Here is a 3,085-nt window from a genome sequence, read left to right as displayed (position 1 = left end):
CACGGTCGGGCGGGCCACCGCGCCGAACTACCCTGGGACGCGTGACGACGCCCGCCACCGCCCCCGTCCGGCCGCCCCTGCTCGACCGCCTGCGGCCGCGCTGGACCCGGCCCGCGATCGTCGCGAACCTCGTCGGGCAGATCGTCATCGTCGGCACCGGCGGCGCGGTGCGCCTCACCGGCTCGGGCCTCGGCTGCTCGACGTGGCCGCAGTGCGAGCCGGGCGAGTTCACGCCCCGGTTCCACGAGGCCACGTCGATCCACCCGTTCATCGAGTTCGGCAACCGGACCATCACCGGCGTGCTCGGCATCCTCGCGATCGTCGTCGCGCTCCTCGTGTTCTCCGACCGGAGCCGCTCCGCCGCCTACCGCTGGCTCGGACTCGCGCCGCTCGCCGGCGTCGCGGTGCAGGCCGTCGTCGGCGGGATCACCGTGCTCGTCGACCTGCACCCCGCGATCGTCGGCGGCCACCTGCTCATCTCGATGGCGCTCATCGCCGCGTCGACGTGGCTGCTCGTGCGGTCCGCCGAGGGCGACGCACGACCCGAGCCGCTCGTCGACCGCACGACGTACGGCCTGCGCTGGCTGCTCGCCGCGCTCACCGTCCTCGTCCTCGTGCTCGGGGTCGTCGTCACCGGCGCCGGGCCGCACTCGGGCGACGAGGAGGTCGGCTACCGGTTCGCGGTCGACCCGTACGCGATGGCCCGCGTGCACGCGGCGTCGGTGTGGCTCTTCGTCGCGGTGCTCGCCGTCATGCTGTGGCGGGTCCTGCGGACGCAGGTCGGCGGTCGGCCGCGCACGGTCGGGCTCGTGCTGCTCGGCGTGACGCTCGGGCAGGGGCTGATCGGGTACGTCCAGCTCTTCACGGGCCTCCCGATCGCGCTGGTCAACCTGCACATGGTGGGGGCCGCGCTGCTCGCCGCGGGTGTCGTGTCGTTCTGCGGCACGCTCCGCACGCGCGGGCCGGTGCCCGTCGTCCCGGGCGCGGGTGCGCCCGCAGCCGCGCCGCTGACGGCGGTCTGACAGCGGACCGACAGCGGCCCGCCGGCCGGCGCCGCGGGCTGACAGCCGGCTGACAGCGGGGTCCGTCCACCCTGGTCACGACAACGACCAGGGAGGACACCATGACCCACCACACCTGGGCCATCGAGGCCGAGGGCCTCGTCAAGACGTTCGGCGAGCAGCGTGCCGTCGACGGCGTCGACCTCACCGTCCGGACCGGCACCGTCTACGGCGTGCTCGGCCCGAACGGTGCCGGCAAGACGACGACGATCCGCATGCTCGCCACGCTCCTGCGCCCCGACGCCGGCACGGCCCGCATCTTCGGGCACGACGTGGCGCGCGAGCCGCACGTCGTGCGCCAGCTCATCGGCGTGACCGGCCAGTACGCGTCGGTCGACGAGACGCTGAGCGCGACCGAGAACCTCGTGCTCTTCTCGCGCCTGCACGGCCTGTCCCGCCCCGCCGCGCGCGCCAAGTCCGCGGACCTGCTGGAGCGGTTCGGCCTGACGGAGGCGGCGAACAAGCCGCTGCGCAACTTCTCCGGCGGCATGCGGCGCCGCCTCGACCTCGCGGCGAGCCTCATCGCGCAGCCGCCGCTCATCTTCCTCGACGAGCCGACGACGGGCCTCGACCCGCGCACCCGCGCGCAGATGTGGGACACGATCCGCGAGCTCGTCGCGACCGGCTCGACCGTCCTGCTCACGACCCAGTACCTCGACGAGGCCGACCAGCTCGCCGACCGCATCGCGGTCATCGACCGCGGCCGCGTCGTCGCCGAGGGCACCGCCGACGAGCTCAAGTCGGCGGTCGGCACGCAGTCGCTCCAGCTGCGGCTCGCCGACCCCGGCCAGGTGCTCGCGGCGGCCGCCACGATCCGCGACCGGTTCCGCGTCGAGCCGACCGTCTCCCCCGAGGCCGCACGCCTCACCCTCCCGCTGGACGACCCCGCCGCGGTGACCGACCTGCTCGTGCTGCTGCGCGAGCGCGGCCTCGCCGTGGACGAGCTGTCCATGCAGAAGCCCTCGCTCGACGAGGTCTTCCTCACGCTCACCGGCCACCCGGCCGAGGCGTCCGACGACGCGGACCCGTCCGCGCCCGAGCACGCGGCCGACGCCGCAGGAACGACGGTGAACGCATGAGCGCCACGACCCTGACCCCCACCACCGGCGTCCCCGCCGACCTCGCGAGCACCGTCTCGTGGCCCGTCGCGGTCAAGCAGTCGCTCACCATGGCGTGGCGCGGGCTGCTCAAGGTCCGCCGCACGCCCGAGCAGCTCTTCGACGTGACGCTCCAGCCGATCATCTTCACGCTGATGTTCACGTACATCTTCGGCGGGGCGATCTCGGGCAGCGTGCGCGACTACCTGCCGATCATCATCCCGGGCATCCTCGTCCAGACGGTCCTGACGACCTCGGTCGTCACGGGCGTCCAGCTCCGTGAGGACATGGACAAGGGCGTGTTCGACCGGTTCAAGTCGCTGCCCATCGCGCGCGTCGCGCCCCTCGCGGGCGCGCTCGTCGCCGACGCGGTCCGGTACCTCATCGCGACGACGCTCACCTTCACGATGGGCTACGTCATGGGCTACCGGCCCGGCGGCGGGATCGGCGGCGTCGTGCTCGCCGGCCTGCTCGTGATCCTGTGCTCGTGGTCGCTCAGCTGGATCTTCGCGTTCTTCGGCGTCGTCGGGCGCACCGCGTCGTCCGTCCAGGGCATCTCGTTCCTCGTGCTCTTCCCGCTGACGTTCCTGTCGAACGCGTTCGTCGACCCGTCGACGATGCCGCGGCCCCTGCAGGTGTTCGCCGAGGCGAACCCGGTGTCGCACCTGGTCACGGCCGTGCGCGAGCTCGCCAACACGGCGACCGTGACGCACGAGGTGGGCCTCGCGCTGCTGGGCTCCGCGATCGTCGTCGCGGTCTTCGCGCCGCTCGCGGTGCGGGCGTACATGCGCAAGGCCTGAGCGCGTGGCGACGGACGCCCCGGGGGACTCCCCGGGGCGTCCGTCGTGCGGACCGCTCAGCGCCAGAGGCTGTCGACGAGCGCCAGGGCCCGCGTCGCGGCGTGCCGTCGCCCGACGGCACGCGCCC

At 73.7% G+C, this 3,085-nt stretch carries 3 protein-coding genes; all 3 read left to right on the top strand.

The annotated features are described in order from the left end of the window. Positions 1 to 41 precede the first annotated feature (41 nt). Complete coding sequence (locus tag HGA02_RS14660; protein ID WP_168679733.1) at positions 42 to 1,022, top strand: COX15/CtaA family protein; 981 nt, start codon at positions 42 to 44, stop codon at positions 1,020 to 1,022. A 101-nt stretch (positions 1,023 to 1,123) separates the two neighbouring features. Further along, on the top strand, positions 1,124 to 2,140 hold the full coding sequence (locus HGA02_RS14655) for an ATP-binding cassette domain-containing protein (protein WP_168679731.1): 1,017 nt from the start codon (positions 1,124 to 1,126) through the stop codon (positions 2,138 to 2,140). Continuing rightward, positions 2,137 to 2,958: an ABC transporter permease gene (locus HGA02_RS14650; protein ID WP_168679730.1), complete on the top strand. Its 822-nt coding sequence runs from the start codon at positions 2,137 to 2,139 to the stop codon at positions 2,956 to 2,958. The genes HGA02_RS14655 and HGA02_RS14650 overlap by 4 nt, the downstream gene beginning before the upstream one ends. The last annotated feature ends 127 nt before the right edge of the window (positions 2,959 to 3,085 follow it).

This window comes from Cellulomonas septica, assembly GCF_012396155.1.
Classification (GTDB): Bacteria; Actinomycetota; Actinomycetes; order Actinomycetales; family Cellulomonadaceae; genus Cellulomonas; species Cellulomonas septica.
This window is presented reverse-complemented; position numbering and strand designations above follow the sequence as displayed.

Bases quoted from the DNA above. Each gene is read 5' to 3' on its own strand.
- HGA02_RS14655 (WP_168679731.1), top strand. From the start codon at position 1,124: ATGACCCACCACACCTGGGCCATCGAGGCCGAGGGCCTCGTCAAGACG.
- HGA02_RS14650 (WP_168679730.1), top strand. From the start codon at position 2,137: ATGAGCGCCACGACCCTGACCCCCACCACCGGCGTCCCCGCCGACCTC.